20 protein-coding genes and 3 pseudogenes are annotated in these 17,531 nt (G+C 34.0%); 3 read left to right on the top strand and 20 right to left on the bottom strand.

Annotated elements, in window-relative coordinates:
• Positions 1-120 precede the first annotated feature (120 nt).
• The 4 genes from NQZ71_RS20085 to NQZ71_RS20070 form a co-directional block, all read right to left on the bottom strand.
• Entirely contained in the window at positions 121-576 is a 456-nt protein-coding gene (locus tag NQZ71_RS20085) for a hypothetical protein (protein ID WP_144454591.1), read from the bottom strand.
• A 91-nt stretch (positions 577-667) separates the two neighbouring features.
• Positions 668-1,096, bottom strand: a complete 429-nt coding sequence (locus NQZ71_RS20080) for an NUDIX hydrolase (RefSeq protein ID WP_275007196.1) — start codon at positions 1,094-1,096, stop codon at positions 668-670.
• 86 nt (positions 1,097-1,182) lie between these two features.
• Positions 1,183-1,608, bottom strand: coding sequence for an OsmC family protein (locus NQZ71_RS20075; RefSeq protein WP_275007539.1), 426 nt, complete (start codon positions 1,606-1,608; stop codon positions 1,183-1,185).
• 138 nt (positions 1,609-1,746) lie between these two features.
• Positions 1,747-2,601, bottom strand: a complete 855-nt coding sequence (locus NQZ71_RS20070) for a YitT family protein (protein ID WP_144454594.1) — start codon at positions 2,599-2,601, stop codon at positions 1,747-1,749.
• A gap of 354 nt (positions 2,602-2,955) precedes the next feature.
• On the opposite strand from NQZ71_RS20070, the gene NQZ71_RS20065 reads away from it, so the two are divergent.
• Positions 2,956-3,957 carry a DUF3231 family protein gene (locus tag NQZ71_RS20065; RefSeq protein ID WP_317012196.1) on the top strand — a complete coding sequence of 334 codons (1,002 nt, stop codon included), beginning with the start codon at positions 2,956-2,958 and terminating at the stop codon, positions 3,955-3,957.
• 39 nt (positions 3,958-3,996) lie between these two features.
• Here NQZ71_RS20065 and NQZ71_RS20060 read toward each other — a convergent pair whose 3' ends face one another.
• The 5 genes and pseudogenes from NQZ71_RS20060 to NQZ71_RS20040 form a co-directional block, all read right to left on the bottom strand.
• The gene (locus NQZ71_RS20060; RefSeq protein ID WP_275007199.1) at positions 3,997-4,215 is read right to left on the bottom strand and encodes an RNA chaperone Hfq; all 219 of its coding nucleotides are present in this window, start codon (positions 4,213-4,215) and stop codon (positions 3,997-3,999) included.
• A gap of 122 nt (positions 4,216-4,337) precedes the next feature.
• Positions 4,338-5,708 carry a cytochrome P450 gene (locus tag NQZ71_RS20055; RefSeq protein ID WP_317012195.1) on the bottom strand — a complete coding sequence of 457 codons (1,371 nt, stop codon included), beginning with the start codon at positions 5,706-5,708 and terminating at the stop codon, positions 4,338-4,340.
• Between the two features lie 977 nt (positions 5,709-6,685).
• Positions 6,686-7,030 carry a hypothetical protein gene (locus NQZ71_RS20050; protein WP_144454598.1) on the bottom strand — a complete coding sequence of 115 codons (345 nt, stop codon included), beginning with the start codon at positions 7,028-7,030 and terminating at the stop codon, positions 6,686-6,688.
• Positions 7,031-7,301: 271 nt separating this feature from the next.
• Positions 7,302-7,579, bottom strand: a pseudogene (locus NQZ71_RS20045) (DUF2975 domain-containing protein); the annotation flags it as partial.
• 475 nt (positions 7,580-8,054) lie between these two features.
• Positions 8,055-8,522, bottom strand: coding sequence for a hypothetical protein (locus NQZ71_RS20040; RefSeq protein WP_144454599.1), 468 nt, complete (start codon positions 8,520-8,522; stop codon positions 8,055-8,057).
• Between the two features lie 209 nt (positions 8,523-8,731).
• On the opposite strand from NQZ71_RS20040, the pseudogene NQZ71_RS20035 reads away from it, so the two are divergent.
• Positions 8,732-9,199, top strand: a pseudogene (locus NQZ71_RS20035) (DUF421 domain-containing protein); the annotation flags it as partial.
• Between the two features lie 41 nt (positions 9,200-9,240).
• On the opposite strand, the gene NQZ71_RS20030 reads toward NQZ71_RS20035, so the two are convergent.
• The 11 genes and pseudogenes from NQZ71_RS20030 to NQZ71_RS19985 all read right to left on the bottom strand — a co-directional run bounded on the left by NQZ71_RS20030 (position 9,241) and on the right by NQZ71_RS19985 (position 15,263).
• Positions 9,241-9,651, bottom strand: a complete 411-nt coding sequence (locus NQZ71_RS20030) for a ferritin-like domain-containing protein (RefSeq protein WP_144454646.1) — start codon at positions 9,649-9,651, stop codon at positions 9,241-9,243.
• A gap of 527 nt (positions 9,652-10,178) precedes the next feature.
• Positions 10,179-10,955 carry a sulfite exporter TauE/SafE family protein gene (locus tag NQZ71_RS20025; RefSeq protein WP_275007207.1) on the bottom strand — a complete coding sequence of 259 codons (777 nt, stop codon included), beginning with the start codon at positions 10,953-10,955 and terminating at the stop codon, positions 10,179-10,181.
• A 50-nt stretch (positions 10,956-11,005) separates the two neighbouring features.
• Entirely contained in the window at positions 11,006-11,233 is a 228-nt protein-coding gene (locus NQZ71_RS20020) for a sulfurtransferase TusA family protein (protein ID WP_275007209.1), read from the bottom strand.
• A 23-nt stretch (positions 11,234-11,256) separates the two neighbouring features.
• On the bottom strand, positions 11,257-12,384 hold the full coding sequence (locus NQZ71_RS20015; RefSeq protein ID WP_144454603.1) for an MBL fold metallo-hydrolase: 1,128 nt from the start codon (positions 12,382-12,384) through the stop codon (positions 11,257-11,259).
• A gap of 45 nt (positions 12,385-12,429) precedes the next feature.
• Entirely contained in the window at positions 12,430-12,825 is a 396-nt protein-coding gene (locus NQZ71_RS20010; RefSeq protein ID WP_275007211.1) for a DsrE/DsrF/DrsH-like family protein, read from the bottom strand.
• Between the two features lie 18 nt (positions 12,826-12,843).
• Positions 12,844-13,419 (bottom strand): sulfurtransferase TusA family protein, encoded by a 576-nt coding sequence (locus NQZ71_RS20005; RefSeq protein WP_144454605.1) that lies wholly within the window; start codon positions 13,417-13,419, stop codon positions 12,844-12,846.
• A 51-nt stretch (positions 13,420-13,470) separates the two neighbouring features.
• Positions 13,471-13,767 carry a rhodanese-like domain-containing protein gene (locus NQZ71_RS20000; RefSeq protein ID WP_317012194.1) on the bottom strand — a complete coding sequence of 99 codons (297 nt, stop codon included), beginning with the start codon at positions 13,765-13,767 and terminating at the stop codon, positions 13,471-13,473.
• A gap of 24 nt (positions 13,768-13,791) precedes the next feature.
• Positions 13,792-14,154: a rhodanese-like domain-containing protein gene (locus NQZ71_RS19995; RefSeq protein WP_275007540.1), complete on the bottom strand. Its 363-nt coding sequence runs from the start codon at positions 14,152-14,154 to the stop codon at positions 13,792-13,794.
• A gap of 37 nt (positions 14,155-14,191) precedes the next feature.
• Positions 14,192-14,671, bottom strand: a complete 480-nt coding sequence (locus NQZ71_RS19990; RefSeq protein ID WP_144454608.1) for a DsrE/DsrF/DrsH-like family protein — start codon at positions 14,669-14,671, stop codon at positions 14,192-14,194.
• 129 nt (positions 14,672-14,800) lie between these two features.
• Positions 14,801-14,925, bottom strand: a pseudogene (locus NQZ71_RS26215) (sulfurtransferase TusA family protein); the annotation flags it as partial.
• Positions 14,926-15,002: 77 nt separating this feature from the next.
• Positions 15,003-15,263, bottom strand: coding sequence for a metal-sensitive transcriptional regulator (locus NQZ71_RS19985; RefSeq protein WP_144454610.1), 261 nt, complete (start codon positions 15,261-15,263; stop codon positions 15,003-15,005).
• An 836-nt stretch (positions 15,264-16,099) separates the two neighbouring features.
• Between NQZ71_RS19985 and NQZ71_RS19980 the strand changes: the two genes are divergently transcribed.
• Positions 16,100-16,894, top strand: a complete 795-nt coding sequence (locus NQZ71_RS19980) for a DUF2935 domain-containing protein (RefSeq protein WP_144454611.1) — start codon at positions 16,100-16,102, stop codon at positions 16,892-16,894.
• Positions 16,895-17,531 lie beyond the last annotated feature (637 nt).

Below are 17,531 nucleotides of genomic sequence, written 5' to 3'. Positions count from 1 at the left end.
CTTTTCTTGCCACATTTTTTATGCGACAGCTACACTATTATTATAACATGGTATTTATTGGTTTTTAAAGGAATAATTTCAATTTAATTCAAAACAAGTAGTAAGTAAACCTTTTACATGTCAATTTTCTGACGAAACCTGCGAAGGACATTTTATCAATTTATTGTACACTACTCTTAATCCTAAATAGCAAAGAAGGTAAACAGGCAAGGAATACCATAACCTCCACTCATAATGCTTCATAAATCCTGATAGAGATAGTAAATACTCAATTAAAAAAGATCCTACCGACCAAATAACAGCATACATAATATAATGGTTATTTTTTAAATAGTTTAAATATGTAATCGCAAGTAATGGAGGTATAAGTGTCACTAGAAAAAAATCCGTATACTCTACCTCTTTTGTTGGGCCGAAATCTACGTAATCTAGTTTTACGGCGATAAGAAAATGGGCAATCCAAGCACAATAGCTTACAACTGAAATGGCAAGGATATTTTCCCGCCACGTTAACCTTTTCGGCATAACAAATAGGACAATAATCAAGATAGCAAAAGTTATCCATAATACATACATAAATCAACCCACCTTCATTCGATGAATGAAATAAATAATTTATATATATATTTTGTAAAAAAGGACAATTTTATACAAAGTAAAATGCTTCTTACAGCAACCGTAGCAAATTCTCTGGAACTAATCTTAACCTTCCTGTTCCGAAATCACTAATAGGTTTCCATAGCAGTTTAAATGTTTCTCCATTATCCTCCTGGCCAAAAAAGACAGGTTTTTCATAAAATGTTTCATCTACAAACATGGCATCGTAAACTGTAACCATTTCATGTCCATGCATCCCATTATATGAAAAGATATTTTCAATTGTCCCTAAATACTTTACATGCTCTATCTTTGCATTAATTTCTTCCTGTACTTCCCGAATTAATGCTTCCTTACTTGTTTCTCCGAATTCAATTCCACCGCCAATCGGCCGGTAATAATACTCCTGCTTAACCTCATCAAAGCCTTCACATACTAGGATTGTATCATTTTTGTTAAATACACATATAACAATTGCTCGAATTTGCCCTTCCTGCATTTTGCACCTCCAAAAAAAATATTATATAGGAGGATTTTATGCTGTTGCAACGAGAGGATACCATTTTCATGAAATTAATCACTAAATTACGATAGCTGTTTGCGCTCCTTATCATTAATGGAATAGCTGACAGTAATATTCGCGTTTATGGAATTAGATACTGAGCAATATTTATCCTTTGAAAGTTGAATAGCACGCACTACCTTTTCTTCGGGCAAATCACCCTCAAGTGAGTAATGAATATGGACCTCTGTAAATCGCTGCGGATAATCCTCTGCACGTGTACCGTTCAATTCCATTTCGAAGGAAACTATTTCTAAACGCATTTTACTTAAAATTGAGACGATATCTATTCCCGTACAACCAGCGACTGCTTGGAGAAGTAATTCTGTTGGCCTTGCACCAGTATTATTGCCACCTACTTGTTCTGCAGCATCCATTTTTAATTCATGTCCAGAAGGTGTTTTCCCTAAAAACGCCATCCCGCCTGTCCATGTTGTTGATATTTTCATCATTCATCATCCCTTCATAAACTATTTTCAATAGAGATACTAATTATATTGCCCCTGATTAGTTATTAATAAGTATTCTTTAGCAGCTTTTTTCATTCCTTTATGACATTCTTGTGCACAAGTCTTTGTTATACTTCCTTAACCTTTTCCTAATGAAAGTCCAGAAGAGTTAAACCCCTCGCCAAACACTTCAGTTGCATCACTCATAATAATAAAAGCCTGATGATCTATACTTTGAACCAGGTTTTTTAAGTCATTTACTTTTGATGGATGAAGGACAATCATCATAATAATTCTTTCCGTATTTGTATAACCGCCAGACCCTGTCAGTTTTGTTAAGCCTCTGTCAAGCCTATGTAATACCTTATTGCTTATTTCATTTTCATACTCCTTGGAAGAGATAATGTACGCAACTTTTGAACCCTTTTTATTACCTTGGATGACATCCATTGTTTTACGTGTTATGAAGGCTCCAACTAAGGCGTACAATGCATTTTCAGGCGAAAACACTATTCCACCAGCAATCATAACAAGTGCATCCAAGCATAGTACCGTTGTGCTGTGCTTAACCGATTTTAACTGAAAAAGCAATTGTGCGATTAATGTGAATCCTCCTGTATTACCACCTGCACGGAAGACAATACCTAATCCAATCCCAACACCTAATCCACCAAATATCGATGCCAATAATGGATCATTTGTTAGAACCGGCATCCCATTCGTTAAATAGACGAAAAGCGGTATTAACAGTGAACCGACAATAGATTTCACCAACAATTGTATTCCTAGAAAATAAGAGCAAACTAATAATAAAAATACTGTAGCTCCCCATAAAACCAAGGATGAAGGCAAGTGTAATATATTGCTTATAATTAGCGATGCACCTGTAAGCCCTCCAGAAGCAATTTGATTCGGGCCCTGTAATAAGGTAAATGATAAAGAAATAATAAGAGTGCCTACCACTAGTGACGTATAATAATTTATTTGTTTCAAACTATTCCCACCTTTCTTTCAAGCCATTATAAACAGAAATTCACTTTAGTGCAATAAAGCGAATTAACGCTTTCATGTGTTTTTACAGTTATGCTTTCAAGCTTTTATCGAGCAAAGGAGTGTTGGTACACTAAGAAATATTCAAAAAAAAGAGATGCGCATAAGCGCATCTCAAAGGATGTTAAAGGAGTTTGGGGTTTTCATACATAGAGATATGTGATGAATTATCCTGATATTATCCTATGCCTCTTGTCCATCCTTGTATCAGCACTTGTCCTTTCCCTCCCGAAATTTATTTTAGTAAAATATTTTATTGTGGTTAAAATAAATGAATAAAACTAGGGAGGCATTAATATGACTTCACGTGAAGTTCCAATTACATCATCTGAATTGGCGAATTTATGGATGACGTATCAAGAAAAAACGATGTTGCTAAGAATGCTGGAACATTTTATAGAGCATGCTGATGTGGAAGCGAAGCCGCTTTTACAAATGCATTATGATAGCACTATTAAAGCAGTTGATTTGATTACGGAAATTTTCAAGGAAGAAGGAGCTGCAATCCCAATCGGTTTTACTGCGAATGATGTCAATAATGGTGTACCTAAGCTGTTTGATTTCCTTTTTGACATCATGTATTTACATATGATGACGAAAGTGGAAATGAGCTTATTTTCCCTTTTTTGTGGGATTTCCTATCGGGAGGATATTAATAATCTTTTTATTAGTTTGACGGCTGAATCACAAGCAATTAACAACCAAGTAACACAATATTTGTTAAAGAAAGGCGTTTTAGTTCGGCCACCATTTGTTTCCATGCCAAAAGAAGTGCATTTTGTGCAAGAAAATCAATACAGAAATGGTTTTGGTTTGTTAGGTGAAAAAAGGTCTTTAAATACGATAGAGGTTTCACTCATTCATCATGCAATTGAAACAAATCTTGTAGGTATGCAATTAATGATTGGGTTTGCTCAAGTAGCGGAAAACAAAGCTGTTCAAGACTACCTTGTTAAAGGCATGAAATTATCAAAAAAAATCGAGGTTGATCTAGGAGAATTTCTGCGGCACAGCTATATAGAACCTCCAGCAACCCATGCAGGAAAAGCAACTGCCTCCAAAGTCGCGCCTTTTTCAGACAAATTAATGATGTATAATACTAGCTTATTAACTTCATTTGGACTTGGAACAAATGCATTAGGCGGTGCATTCAGCTTGCGCAATGATCTTCCTACAAAAATGTCACTACTTGCAAAAGACATATACACATTTGCGCAAGATGGCGGGAAAATTATGATTAAGAACGGGTGGATGGAGGAGCCTCCACAAATGGAGGATCGGAATAAGCTGACTAAATGATATAACCCCCTACTACGCAGTAGGGAGTTATTTTTTTCATTAAAATTTTATTACCTGTTTACCTGCTAAAATCGTGCTGATCCCGCTTTTAAACACTAATTGCTGTTTGCCTTCCACGTCCAGCAATAATGTGAACTTATCATTTCCCGTTATTTTGCAGCGGATGGGAACACCTTTTTTGGTTGTATAGACGGTTACAAATCTTTCTTCCTTTATGATGTTGTTTATTATGCTGTTTTGTAATTCAAAACCTGCCAAGTCACTCATCTCCCCATCTTATATTGTTATAATAATGTTACTACATTTAATTGCTGCTTTTTAGTCTTTATTTTTTTTGAAAGTTGTGAACAATTATTTGAGGAGGAACTCTATAACAGTCGTTATTGGCCTGTCGTCTTTCTCTTTTGCAGTATCATCCGTATACCACGCCTCGGTCTCAGTGTAATAGAAGGGAATGTTTTAATTTCATGATGGTTTGGAGCTAAGTTAAGTTTGAAACGCTGTGCCACTGACACTAATACTAGAACTGCCTCCATTAATGCGAAGTGATTTCCGATGCATACCCTTGGTCCTCCTCCAAACGGAAAATACGCATATTGTGGAATGGTTTTTATAAAATTATTTTCAAAGCGTTCCGGAATGAAGGATTCTGGACTCTCAAAATATTCGGCTTTTCTATGCATCACATATTGGCTGACAAGAATCATGTCACCTTTTTTGAAGTGATATCCATTTACTTCTACATTTTTATCCACTTTCCTGCTAGTGACAAAGGATGGAGGAAACATACGCATGGATTCCCATATAAGATTTTGAGTAAAAGTTAATTTCATGAAATCTGCTGGAGTTGGCTCGTTATCTCCTATAACGTTATCGATTTCTTCGTACAGCTTTGCTTCCACCCCGGGGTTTTGGGAAAGTAAATACCAAGTCCATGACAAGGCGTTAGCTGTTGTTTCATGTCCAGCGATAAAAATAGTCATCACTTCATCACGCAACTGCTTGTCTGACATACCAATGTCATTTTCATCATCCCTTGCATCCATTAAGATGCCAAGCATATCCTCATACTTTACTGGATCATTTCTTCTTTTTTGGATTATTTCTAAAATCACACGATTAAGCTCCTTAATTGCCTTCTTAGTCTCTCGATTAGTACGCGTCGGAATCCATAATGGCAGCTTAATTACGCTTCTCATCCTTTTAACGGTTAATTTTAAAGCAGTTTCAAGTGGTTTTCCAACAACCTGATATCCTTCTTTAAAATCCATACTGAACATCGTCTTACAAATAATACCGAGGGTGATATTCATCATATCCTGGGTAATTATCCGTTCCTCATCATCCTTCCAGGTTGACAAATATTCCTTTGTTATATTGATCATATCCTGAGCATAATCAATGATATGTGTTTTTTTGAAGGCTGGTTGAATAAGTCTTCTTTGCTTCATATGAAATTCTTTATCACTAGTCAGAAGCCCCTCACCGAAAATAGGCTTTAATACCTTAAAATCATCAGATTTCACAAAATTTTGCTGTTTTGTTACAAGAATTTGCTTAATCATATCTGGATTAGAAACTAAATAAACTTTTTTCAATGGACCTAAACGGAATTTTGCAAGATCGCCATATTCCTCCGCCATTTGTTGAAGAAATGCTGGTGGATCGGAACGGAATGCATCCAAATTACCTGTAAGAAATTTCCCCTTTGGTCCTTTTGCAGACTTAAATAAAGTAGCACGGTCACTCAACTATTTCTTGCCTCCTTTGTAAATTCATACTTTTCTTATAGTATGAAAGAAAGTGAACACGGTAGTGTACAAAGGTGGAGTCTGTAAAAAATAAAAAGTTAACAATGATAAATCATCAACAATGGATGGTGACTTAAACTATGTCTAGATTGCTTTTACTTTCCAACTGGAACACTATACAAATGGGGCAAGCTGCTCTGCATAACTACTGAAATTTCAGAATTCCCCTCCATAGATTAATTAATGCTACTTCAGCATTTGGTGATATATTACTCAACACAACACAAACAGCAAAATATAGTGTCTGTTTATAGTGTCTATATTAGGTCTCTTTAAAAAACTCTACTGTCTCTTGAGTTAATTCTGGAATTTAATCTAAAATTTTTTTTCTTTAATAGCATCAGTTTCTTGTATATTAACACGTCAAATCCTGCCTCCTCAAAAAATCTCTCTTGCTAACTTTCCTTTATGATGTTCTTGTTTTATTTCCTCCGAATAAGTAATCCCCTTTGGATTAACCGAATTTACATACAGATTATTTGATACTACTGCAATTTCTTATTAGTAAATAAGACATAATAACCCCCTCAATATTAAATTATTTTTAATCCATTATCAAAAAAACACCCTATAGATAGACATTATTTCAAAGCGTCTACTCTATAGGGTACATTTTATTATATGTGGGTATTATTTTACTTGGATTAATCATTTATCGTAAATCTGGCTTACTTCTTCCTGTCTATAGAAAACCTTCTAGCAACAGCAATAAGCTGTCCTGAATTTCCTCTCTACTTGTTCCATTAGATGCATTCCATATTTCTGCTTAGGTCGTAAGGATAGCTTACACTGTCATGCTGTAGTACTTTTATCTTCAATATCTGCTTATCCACCCTGTAAATTTGCCGATGCTTCCCATCCTTCTTCATTACGTGTAAGCCGGATTACATCATCAAACCCCCATCTATTCGTGTGACTCAAAAATCAAGAGTTTTATTTAGAGTGACATCAGCAGGCTGATTGTTTGCTTCATCATCCTCTAAATAGTTTAGTAAGTCTTCAACAACATGCTGATGGTTATAAAATGCTCTGTCTGCAGGTGTTAAATCATCTGCTCCATTTAGTACATCCTGAGAAAATACTGGTAGCGTATTTAATGATGTAGCTAGTTGAAAAGCAAGTTCAGTCATTTCGTTAAACTCTTCATTATAAGCTTCTCCATAACCTCCTGCACTGTTACCCTCTCTAACTAGGTTAAAGCTTTCTTGCAAACGCTGTTTAAGTCCTTCTTGTTCTGCTGTTAAATTTATTCTTTCACCCAATATAATCACCTCTTTTAATATTTTATAAGTTTCCTATTCCCTTAAAATCACTTATTAAGCATAACTTCCCTCTTTAAATGGTAAACTACCGCAAAGAAACTCTAATATTTTCTATTAGTTTTAGTATCACCAAAAGATGATCATTAGTTCTGCTGTTAGATACATCCTAATTCGGTAGCAGGATTCCGCTTGTATTTTCTCTTGCCATCTCAAAAACACATGTGGTTGGTTGATATCTTCATAATAATGCCTCACATTATTTTTAAAAATGTTAATCGTTTTTTGGTCTCTCATCCAAGACATTTTTGATTGTTTTTGAAGAACGTTCACAAAAGTTGCGACTACGCTTGTTGCTAAAATCCCCATTAGACCAAGTGATATTGGACCTGCTGTGTCATCACCTGTAAATTGAGCAAGCACCCTTAAATAAACTATTGCTATCATAATGAGGAAAATGACAGTAAAAGCGCATTTTCTTATTATCTTAACAGTTAACGTTATACATATTCCATATGCACATGCCAAAAGTGGATATAGCGAATAATCACCTAATTTAAAAAAATGTGGAATATTTGGATGAAATTAAATACTATGCAGATTTATGTTTAGAAGGTTATTCTACTATTCAAGAGCGTTATGAAATTATCTTAAATCAGAAAGAAGCTGCGTGAGCCCAATTGATAGAAGAAAAACATTACCATGAAATTATCATTCAAGTCATTCCGGATGATACCAATCCAGTTAAATAGCTAAAAGATATAATGCCGCCCTCTCATTAGGTGTATTATTGATAATTAAAATGGTACAAGTCGATGTACTAAGTTGGAACATCGACTTTAAATGCTTTGTGAATTAATTAACTTAAATAATGCCCTCGTCAATGTACGTACTTTCTTCACAAATTTGTCTTTTCGCTATTTCTTTTATTACAGGAATGCTGCCACGATAGGATCAAAGTCAAACAGAGCATTATTTCTTCCTGAATCAAAGGTCACCAAAATAACAACCCGCTTTTTTTAAAAATTCATTTTCCTTTTTGCTTCTCCAGAAAAAATTGAAATAAATACAATAATAAGGTATCAATCATAAAAATACTTAGTAATTGAATTTTTTTGAATCTCAACAACGAAAATACCTTGGTTTTTTTAAAATAATAAACAAAAATATAAGTGAATGCTCCATCTACAATTAAATTTAACACTAAATAACTAAAAAATTTCCCATATGTATACTTTAATATCCACAAAGAACCGATTATAAATGGACCCCATGTAAAAGGTAATACCCAAGTTAACTTTGGAGAAAGTACTTGGTACCATAGCCACCATTTACGCTTTTTGGCTATAAAATTGAACATATGGACTATGAACGATATAAATATTCCAGCGGGCAGAAAACGCTTTATAGATTCTTTTCCTAGCAAAGGTGCTGATAACCAAGGAATAACCAAAATTAACAGTGCCATTGATTTTGGATATTTACTTATTCTCATTTTTAAACCTCCAATGCAATTAATTGCTGTGTTAATTTCCCCTGAAAACAGGTTAATTATCAATTAACACATCAACATATCCATTATGGGAGGCAAATTTTATTACTTTTTGGGTTCACAGAACCTATAGACAAGACAACATATGTATCTCCCCTCCTTTTTAGCTTTAACCTATCTAATTACTGAATTATGTGCTGGAAGAATAATAACTCATTATCAAGAAAAAAATATTGAAATCAGGAGATCCTACTGTAGTTATACAAAATGGAAAGATATTAGAAGATAATATGAAAAAAATGCGTTATACAATTGACTATTTAAATCAACAGCTAAGAGAGAAAAATGTTTTTAATATACAGGAAGTGTTATATGCATTAGTGGAGACAAAAGGTACTTTAACCGTATTAAAAAAACCACAGTATCGAAATGTTACCATGCAGGACTTGCACTTATACATATCTTCTCAAGAAAAACTGCCTATAGAGTTAATTATGGATGGAAAGGTTATAGATGCAAATTTGCAACAAAATAACCTTAAAACACAGTGGTTAGATGATGAACTCAAGAGAAGTCGAGTAGACATAAAAGAAGTATTTTATGCTGTTTTACTTACACAAAACAACCTTTATATCGATTGTTATAATGACTTTATTAGTTCACCCATAGATAAAGAGTAGAATCAATTCCATTTCAACTTTACATTTAAGACCAATGAATATTACTTTAGAAAATATAGAAACCAAACTGCATGATTTTGTTCGTCACTGGCCGCTCTTTTATATTGCTCTCTAATATATTCATTATTTGTTTTGGAACTTATCTCTAAATAATGATCAACAGTCTTTTGTTCATCATGAAAAGCAAAATCTAATCCAGCTTTAAAGTTACTAGGACACTCTTCAGTTATTTTCGGGTTGTATTTTTGCCCTGTTAGTTGACTATAAATTTTAGAAAAGGTATTTAAATGTCTCATTTCATCTTTCCTAATTTCAGTGATTATTTCTTTTTGTTCTCTTGTTGGTGCCATATTTATTAGTTGCTGATAACACGCTATTGCAGAAAACTCACCATCTATAGATTTCTCAATTAAAGGGATTATGTCATTTTGCCTATGGGCTGCTGGAACCATTGGTCCAAGATATTGATAGTAATTAAATGGGGAAAGGGGTGGATGTGGTATATTATACATTTTTTGACCAAAGTGAACGTGACAGGAAGGACCAGAGCAATGTAAAGGTTGCCCCCAAGGACCGTGATGAGCATGAGAATAACCCTGATAAACTACTCCATTTAGGCCAGTTGTTACAGAAGGATACATAAACTTACCTCCATTTTTTAATTTATACTATGCATGATGCAGGTCAAGGAAGGTTGTCTATTTAAGAATAGGTATTTGTCTAATTTATAATCCAGTAATCCTTTTTTTAAAAGATATTTTTGAGAAAAACCAGATATAAGCTGTATTTAAAAACCTAAATTCTCTTCGTACCATTGATTAAATAGAAGAGGCTGGGACAAAACAAAAGATAAACTTTCTAAACACGAATAATAAGATTACATCTAAATTTTATAAATGAATCCCGAGACTAAATAGAATATGGGTTTAATTAGTTCGGTTTTTGCGCAGATTCACATACTTATGTCCCAGCCTCATTTTTATAAGATAGATAACCAAGTCTTCACTGCAGTTGCTAAAATTAATAGACCCATTGTCCCTTGTAATACTTTTGTATTCAATTTTTTACCCATGTTGGCACCTATAGGCGAAGCGATTAAGCTCGCTACAACCATAATTAATGCAGGTAGTATAGGTATATTTCCTGTTGTGATTTTTCCAGAAACAGCCCCAATGGATGAGATCAATGTAATGGCCAAGGAAGAAGCAATCGTCATTCTTGTTGGTATTTTAAGGACTACAAGCATTATAGGTACTAACAAGAATGCTCCACCTGCACCTACAATTCCTGCACCAATACCCACTATGAACGCAAACAAGGATGCAAGCCATTTATTAAACTTTATTTGATTAAAATGAACATCCTCAACCCGTCTTTTAGGAAGAAACATCATAATAACGGCAATAAGAGCTAAGATTCCATAAACAATATTTATTCCATTCTGCGGCATATGAGTAGAACTGAGTCCTCCAATAAAGCTTCCAATTAATATGCTTACTCCCATGTAAATGATCAACGTTTTATTTAGAAATCCATCCTTACGATAAGCTAAAACACCTCCAAGTGTTGCAAAAAACACTTGAATGGCAGTAATCCCTGAAACTTCATGTGCTGTAAAATGTCCTACTCCTAACATTATTGGTATATATAGCAACATGGGATAGTTGATGATAGCACCACCAATTCCTAACATCCCAGAAATAAAAGAACCGACAAATCCAATAACAAAAATTGTAGATATAATAGTAATATCCATGTTGTTACACCTCTTTATAAAAAGGGAACCTTATTTGGTCCCCTTTATTTTCAACCCTTTTTAATCCAGAATTTTAATACTCCATTATCGTCTTCATGTTTTATTAATTCATGTCCTCCTGATTTAGCCCAAGCTGTTAAATCGTTAAGCGCTCCTTTATCTGTTGTATGGACTTCTAATACTTCACCTGTTTCGATATCTACCATTGCTTTTTTTGTCTTTACTATCGGCATTGGGCACGCTAAACCTTTTGCATCTAATACTTTATTTGAATCCATTTGTTATTCCCCCTATTTTTTAATTAACGAACGGCACAACGGTTAGGTCCAATTTCCATCTCACGTTGTTTATCTAATTCCGGGTTCATTTTCCCCATATTTGTTTCACGAATTTCTTGATATGCATTTGGTTGTGGCGGCAAGTTTTCAGTTACTACTTTTCTAAACTCGTTTTCATCATCTATATGGAGTCCATGGTTTTTTGCAAACAATTCCCCTAGTTTTTCTGCAACACTTCCATCCTCATTCAACTCAGCTATTATCATAAAGTGTGCTGGAAGGACAATTAGCTCTTTTGACAATACTTTGTATCGTTTATATAAAGTCTCTCTTAAATCACTCACCCAGTCTTCTGCCATACCTGCAAGATCAGGTCTTCCGATAGAATCAATGAACAAAATATCGCCTGACAGCAAGTATTTATCATCCACAATAAAGGAAGTAGATCCAATCGTATGTCCAGGTGAATACAAGGCTGCAATATTAATGGTTGTATTACCAATTGTTACATCATTTCCATCTTCTAATGGCTGGTAAGAAAAAGTCACTTCCGTTGCATCCTTAGGTGGTAACCAATAGACAGCACCAGTTTTCTCAGCAATTGTACGTCCTCCGGAAATATGGTCAGCATGAAGGTGAGTATCAAATACGTGTCTAATTTCCACTCCCTTACTTACTGCAAAATCAAGATAGATATCCGTCATACGCGTTGAATCAATTACTACTGCTTCTCCTTCCGATAACACCATGTAGGATAGACAACCTTTACCTATTCGAACAAATTGATAAATTTCACCACCATCATTCAAGTCACCTATCTTAACCGGTTCTAAATGTTCACTCCATGCCTTCATTCCACCCTGTAAATAGGAAACATTTAATCCGACATCAGAAAGCATTTCTGCTACCATTACAGATGAACCTTCCTTTGCACAAACAACCAGTACTTCTTTACTAGTGGAGATTTCATCTATGATTTCATCCACGCCATCAAGTAATTCAAAATAAGGAGTATTTAAAAATTCAAAGTTTTCTCCTTCAATCTTCCAATCAATAAAATCACTCTCATTACGAACATCCAGAATAAACAACTCTTCTTTATTCAAAACTTTTTTCGTTACATCCTTTGAAGTCATTACATTAACAGTCATCCAAATACCCCCTATGGTATTATCTTATTTAAAAAATATATGATGTTAAAAAGTTAAAGTTACATCTGCATCATTTGCAAATTCCAGAAATGTTACTGCTCCGCCTACTTCCACTCCATCGACAAAATTTTCTTTTTCCAATCCCATAACATCCATTGTCATTTGACAACCTATAAATTTAACTCCCATTTCTTTTGCCATAGCCACTAATTCTGGAATGGGAGGAACATTTGCCTTAATAAATCCCTCTGCAAACTGCTCCTTACCTTCAGGCATGATTAATTGCTTATATGCTTCCTTATGAATCAAATTCAACCCTTCAAAAGTAAAGAAAACAGATACTTGTTGATCGGTTGCAGCTGCCGCAGTTGCAATGTTAAAAACCTTATAAGCATCAAATAATCCACCATTACTTGCAATAATTGCTACTTTTTTATTCATCGTTAATTCCCCCATTTTTTAATCATTTATACTACTTGTTTTTCCACTCCATTGACTCATACCTGGTTCAACATTAAATACATTCTTGAATCCATTTTCAGTTAACTTTTGTGCAGCAAGATCGCTACGATTTCCTGTTCTACAAACTATATAAATTTCATCATTATTGTTTAACTTATTCAATTTGTTTTCCAATTCACCCAATGGGATAGAGATAGCGTTAGGAATATGGTTAAAAGCAAATTCTGCATTTTCTCTAACGTCAATAACTACAATGTTCTTATCTGCTTCCATCTTCTTCTCTAGTTCTTCATTGCTAATAACATTTGGGTGTTTTTTTTCATTCGATTCTTCGTTAGAAGATTTTCGCAAATAATGCTTCAGCACTTCCCCTTCTTCCATTGTTCCTAGATAGTGATGTCCAGTGCTTTCAGCCCAAGCTTTCATATCTGCTTTAGAGCCTTTATCTGTCGCTTGAACTTCTAATACTTGCCCTGCCTCTAAGTTATTCATTTCTTTTTTTGTTTTAACAATTGGCATGGGACATGCTAAACCTTTAGCATCTAAAATTGTGTTAGCTTTTAAATTCTTCATTTTTCCATCCTCCATCTATACCCACAAGGGTATTATTTATTTCAAAAAAATTTATTCTATTTTCCCTTCCCAAGCAAGCATTCCACCAGTCATATTCATTACATTAAATCCATATTCCTTAAGAAATTGTGTGGCACGGCCACTTCTTGCACCAGAACGGCATACCATGATATATTCATTAGTCTTTTCTAATTCATGCATGCGAAACTCAATTAACCCTAATGGAATATTAACCGCACCTGGTATTTTCCCAGTGGCAACTTCATCCACCTCTCGTACATCAATAATATTAAATTTTTTTCCTTCGTTTATTAGAGCCTCTACTTCTTTTACGGTCATTTGTTTCATTAGTTAGTTCTCCTTCTATTTATTCTAATACCAAGCACTCATGCCGCCTTTAACGTTAGTTATGTTTTTAAAACCTAACTTTTTTAAGACTTTACTTGCTCGTTGACTTCTCATTCCACTTTGACAAATTACGATAACTTCTCTTTCCTTCGAAAGGTCTTTTCCAGCAACTTGAGCAAGTTGATGGAGTGGTATATTTTTAAAACCTTTAATATGGTTTCCTCTAAACTCTCCATTTGTTCGAACGTCAACAAATTGTTTGTTCTTATTATTTAATTCTTTTTTTAATTCTTTAGTGGTAATATTGTTAACTCCCTTTATCGTCAGAACCCTTTTCATTAAGAAAAATAGTAATAATGCAAGGACAATATAATTTAAATATGCCAAATTAAAACCTCCTTTAAACTGGGGAATTTTTACTTCGTTAGATAAATAGATTAACATTTCCATTCTCAGCATCCGCTAAATAAGCAGCTACACCTGCATATTCTATATTACCTAATAACTCTTCTTGTTTTAGTCCTAATAAATCCATTGTCATGGTGCAAGCTACAAGTTTTACATCTTGTTCTTTAGCCAAATCAATTAATTGTGGTAAAGGCATAGCGTTATGCTTTTTCATAATATCCTTAATCAGCTTAGGGCCCATTCCAGCAAAGTTCATTTTGGATAGCCCCATTTTATCAGCACCTCTAGGCATCATCTTGCCAAACATTCTTTCCATAAATCCTTTTTTCACCGCAATATCTTCTTCCTTACGTAAGGCATTTAACCCCCAAAAAGTGTGGAAAATAGTTACCTCATGATCATAAGCTGCAGCACCATTAGCTATAATATACGCCGCCATTGCTTTATCATAATCACCACTAAATAATACTATGGTTGTTTTTTTCTTTTCAGTCATGTTGTTACCTCCAGTATAAAATATAACCATTACCCGTATGGGTATTATAAATAGCAAAAAAAATTAACATACTTTAATCCAAAACTTTCATATACCATTTTCATCACAACACAGAAAGATCATTTATTCCCCTATATCAGTAGTATGAATTTCTAGTATTTTACCAGTTTCTAATTCCATCATTGCCTTCTTTGTTTTTACAATTGGCAACGGATATGCTAATCCTTTCCATCTAACAATTTGTCAATTTTCAATAGATACCACCTTTCATTATACCTTTACCCCTATGGGTATAATACCAATTAAAAAAAGAGAAGGTATCGACTCTTTTTTATCTACTTTTTACAAGTAAGTTTACAGCTTCTTTTACTAATTCCTCTGTATTCTCGCCATTTTTATCAGCTTCCCTAACACATTCAATCAAATTTGAGCTAACAATTAGTCCTATCGTTCGGTCAATTCCAGTTCTTGATGCAGATAATTGTGTAATTACCTCTTTGCAATCTTTATTATCTTCCATCATTTTTAAAATTCCTCTTAATTGTCCTTCTATTCGTTTAACTCTATTTTTTATTTGTTCATTATAATCCATTTTTTTCCTCCCTTTTCATAATAAATAATCATGCATTGATGCATTTTATTATTAGTATTTAAATTTTTAGCATTTTTATATCAGGATTTCATTGATAAAGTATCAGCAAATGAAATATTTTCACTTACAAGCTTTATAATATACCCCTATAGGTATATTGTCAATAATAAGTTTTGTAAAAAAGACCGCAATTAGTTTAGCGGTCAAAATGAATATATTTGCGTTATGAAGTAAGTCCATTTAAAGTGTTTTTAATCAAACCACATTTTCAGTTATAACAGGAATGCTGCCACTATTGAAACATAAGAAAATAGCTTTCCTTTTATATATCGTAACCCTTGATTGTTTAAGTGTAGTGTTTCAAAAATTTGTACTCTACACACCTTTACAATATATAAATAAAGGGTTTTCTAAAAAATTCTGCATAAAAAAGACCGCATTTCCGTTCTATATTTCATTAAGTATAGTACAAATTAATGTAGTTTAATGTGAACGTGAACACGATTAACACCATGCTTTTTGGACAGGAGAGAATTAGAACGGACTTGAACCCCAAACCTGATTGCACGACATTACATTTCCAATTTAGCTACATCGACGTTCGAATCGAACCGCCATTCCCTCTGATTGTAAGCTAGATGCTCTCCCAACTAAGCTAATATACCAAGACTCTTACAAGGAGAACAACTTCCAACTAACAATCGGTGCTGAGAATCTTAACTTCCGTTTTCAGTATGGGAACAGGTACATTTCCCAGGTTAAATATTAAAAAATTAAGAATAGGACAGGTATTCTTCCACATATCATTTGATAAAGTCTAAAAAGAGGTGAATACCATGGCTAACCCTATTGTCGCTAGATCATTGGACGAAATACAGTTTTGGTCAAGGATCATGAAGGAACATGCTTTGTTTTTAAGCCTTGGATTTACATATGAACAACAACAATTGATAGAAGAAGCGAAACAATTTATTGCACGTTTTGAACGAATAGAGGAAAAATTAGCAAGATTTTCTGTCAACTCTGATATTCGTCAAATTCAAGCATTTAACAGTGAGGTTTATCAAGCAGCAGTTGACATTTGGGGGTACAAAAGGAAAGTTCTAGGGCTAACTTTAAGATGTGAAATTCGGACAAATAACTTCCCATTGTTAGTAGACCATATTAGCAGAGAAGCGGCTTTTTTTGCGAATAGGCTTAAAGAACTTAATGATGGAAAGCTCACCCCTGAACCGGATAAAATCATTCAAGAGAATGTGTTCTTTTTGAGAATTATGGCCGACCACGCTAAATTCATCGGACACCTTTTAGACCCATCAGAGAGAAAGTTAGTACAACAAGCGAATGAGTTTAGCCACGATTTTGACCAGTTAGTATTTCAGGCAATCGATTTAGATTCCATGAGACCCCAGTCAGAGACAGTGCCAATCTTAGACCAATTTTTGAATCAGAATAGAATATCTGTAGCTTCTTTAAGGGACTTCAAGAAGACAGCTAGGGATTTAATCGAAGCTTGCCGAATAAAAAGTAATATCCACCCACTTTTAGCGGACCATACATTTAGAGAAGCAGAAAGATTCATTGAAATTATAGACTTATTTGATGCTCATCTCACAGGACAAAAATTGTAAAACATAAAACAAACGCTAATAAATCATCATCTAATCAAAGCTTAGGAATCTGATGCATCAATTTTCAAAAGGAATTATTCACAAAACTGCCCCTATAGTGTCATAAAAATAGGCTTCCCTTTTATTTAAGGAACTCCCACCCCGTTAATTCAATAGAATTATCTTATTTTACTTTTTGGCTTTTTTATTGTAGGGGCAAATATAACTTTTATCATAAACTCTGAATATAAAGAGTATTTTTAAATTTTGGTAATTGAATATCCCAATAAATAAGGCATACCGATTAAATTCATTATTTTACCAATTGCAAACAAAATAGTTCCCATTTTTTTAACGATATATCCCTCTCATTATCCTTATAATTAAGATTTCGACTTCATTTTGGTATTCTTTTCTTCATTAACCTGCCTCTTTCCCACCATTAGGAAGGTTCAGGAATACTGCCCCGTAAGGTTTTTTCTAATTCCGATCTTGGTGTATTCATTGATTTGGTAACATAATTTTTCTTACTCTAATGGTAAGAAATTTTTTTATTGTATTATGAGTGCGTAAATTTTTTATAAACTAAGTATAATTGACCTTCACTTTTTATTTTTGGCTATAACATAACTAGTAGAACATAATCACGGTCGTTTAA

The organism is Niallia taxi, from assembly GCF_032818155.1.
GTDB lineage: Bacteria > Bacillota > Bacilli > Bacillales > Cytobacillaceae > Niallia > Niallia taxi_A.
Note: the sequence above shows the minus strand (reverse complement) of the source record. Positions and strands in the feature narration are given on the sequence as shown.

What these genes read in the sequence shown, in the direction of transcription:
- NQZ71_RS20085 (WP_144454591.1), bottom strand. Translation starts at nt 576, where the DNA reads ATGTATGTATTATGGATAACTTTTGCTATCTTGATTATTGTCCTATTT.
- NQZ71_RS20080 (WP_275007196.1), bottom strand. Translation starts at nt 1,096, where the DNA reads ATGCAGGAAGGGCAAATTCGAGCAATTGTTATATGTGTATTTAACAAA.
- NQZ71_RS20075 (WP_275007539.1), bottom strand. Translation starts at nt 1,608, where the DNA reads ATGAAAATATCAACAACATGGACAGGCGGGATGGCGTTTTTAGGGAAA.
- NQZ71_RS20065 (WP_317012196.1), top strand. Translation starts at nt 2,956, where the DNA reads ATGACTTCACGTGAAGTTCCAATTACATCATCTGAATTGGCGAATTTA.
- NQZ71_RS20040 (WP_144454599.1), bottom strand. Translation starts at nt 8,522, where the DNA reads ATGAGAATAAGTAAATATCCAAAATCAATGGCACTGTTAATTTTGGTT.
- NQZ71_RS20030 (WP_144454646.1), bottom strand. Translation starts at nt 9,651, where the DNA reads ATGGTTCCAGCAGCCCATAGGCAAAATGACATAATCCCTTTAATTGAG.
- NQZ71_RS20025 (WP_275007207.1), bottom strand. Translation starts at nt 10,955, where the DNA reads ATGGATATTACTATTATATCTACAATTTTTGTTATTGGATTTGTCGGT.
- NQZ71_RS20020 (WP_275007209.1), bottom strand. Translation starts at nt 11,233, where the DNA reads ATGGATTCAAATAAAGTATTAGATGCAAAAGGTTTAGCGTGCCCAATG.
- NQZ71_RS20015 (WP_144454603.1), bottom strand. Translation starts at nt 12,384, where the DNA reads ATGACTGTTAATGTAATGACTTCAAAGGATGTAACGAAAAAAGTTTTG.
- NQZ71_RS20010 (WP_275007211.1), bottom strand. Translation starts at nt 12,825, where the DNA reads ATGAATAAAAAAGTAGCAATTATTGCAAGTAATGGTGGATTATTTGAT.
- NQZ71_RS20005 (WP_144454605.1), bottom strand. Translation starts at nt 13,419, where the DNA reads ATGAAGAATTTAAAAGCTAACACAATTTTAGATGCTAAAGGTTTAGCA.
- NQZ71_RS20000 (WP_317012194.1), bottom strand. Translation starts at nt 13,767, where the DNA reads ATGAAACAAATGACCGTAAAAGAAGTAGAGGCTCTAATAAACGAAGGA.
- NQZ71_RS19990 (WP_144454608.1), bottom strand. Translation starts at nt 14,671, where the DNA reads ATGACTGAAAAGAAAAAAACAACCATAGTATTATTTAGTGGTGATTAT.
- NQZ71_RS19985 (WP_144454610.1), bottom strand. Translation starts at nt 15,263, where the DNA reads ATGGATTATAATGAACAAATAAAAAATAGAGTTAAACGAATAGAAGGA.
- NQZ71_RS19980 (WP_144454611.1), top strand. Translation starts at nt 16,100, where the DNA reads ATGGCTAACCCTATTGTCGCTAGATCATTGGACGAAATACAGTTTTGG.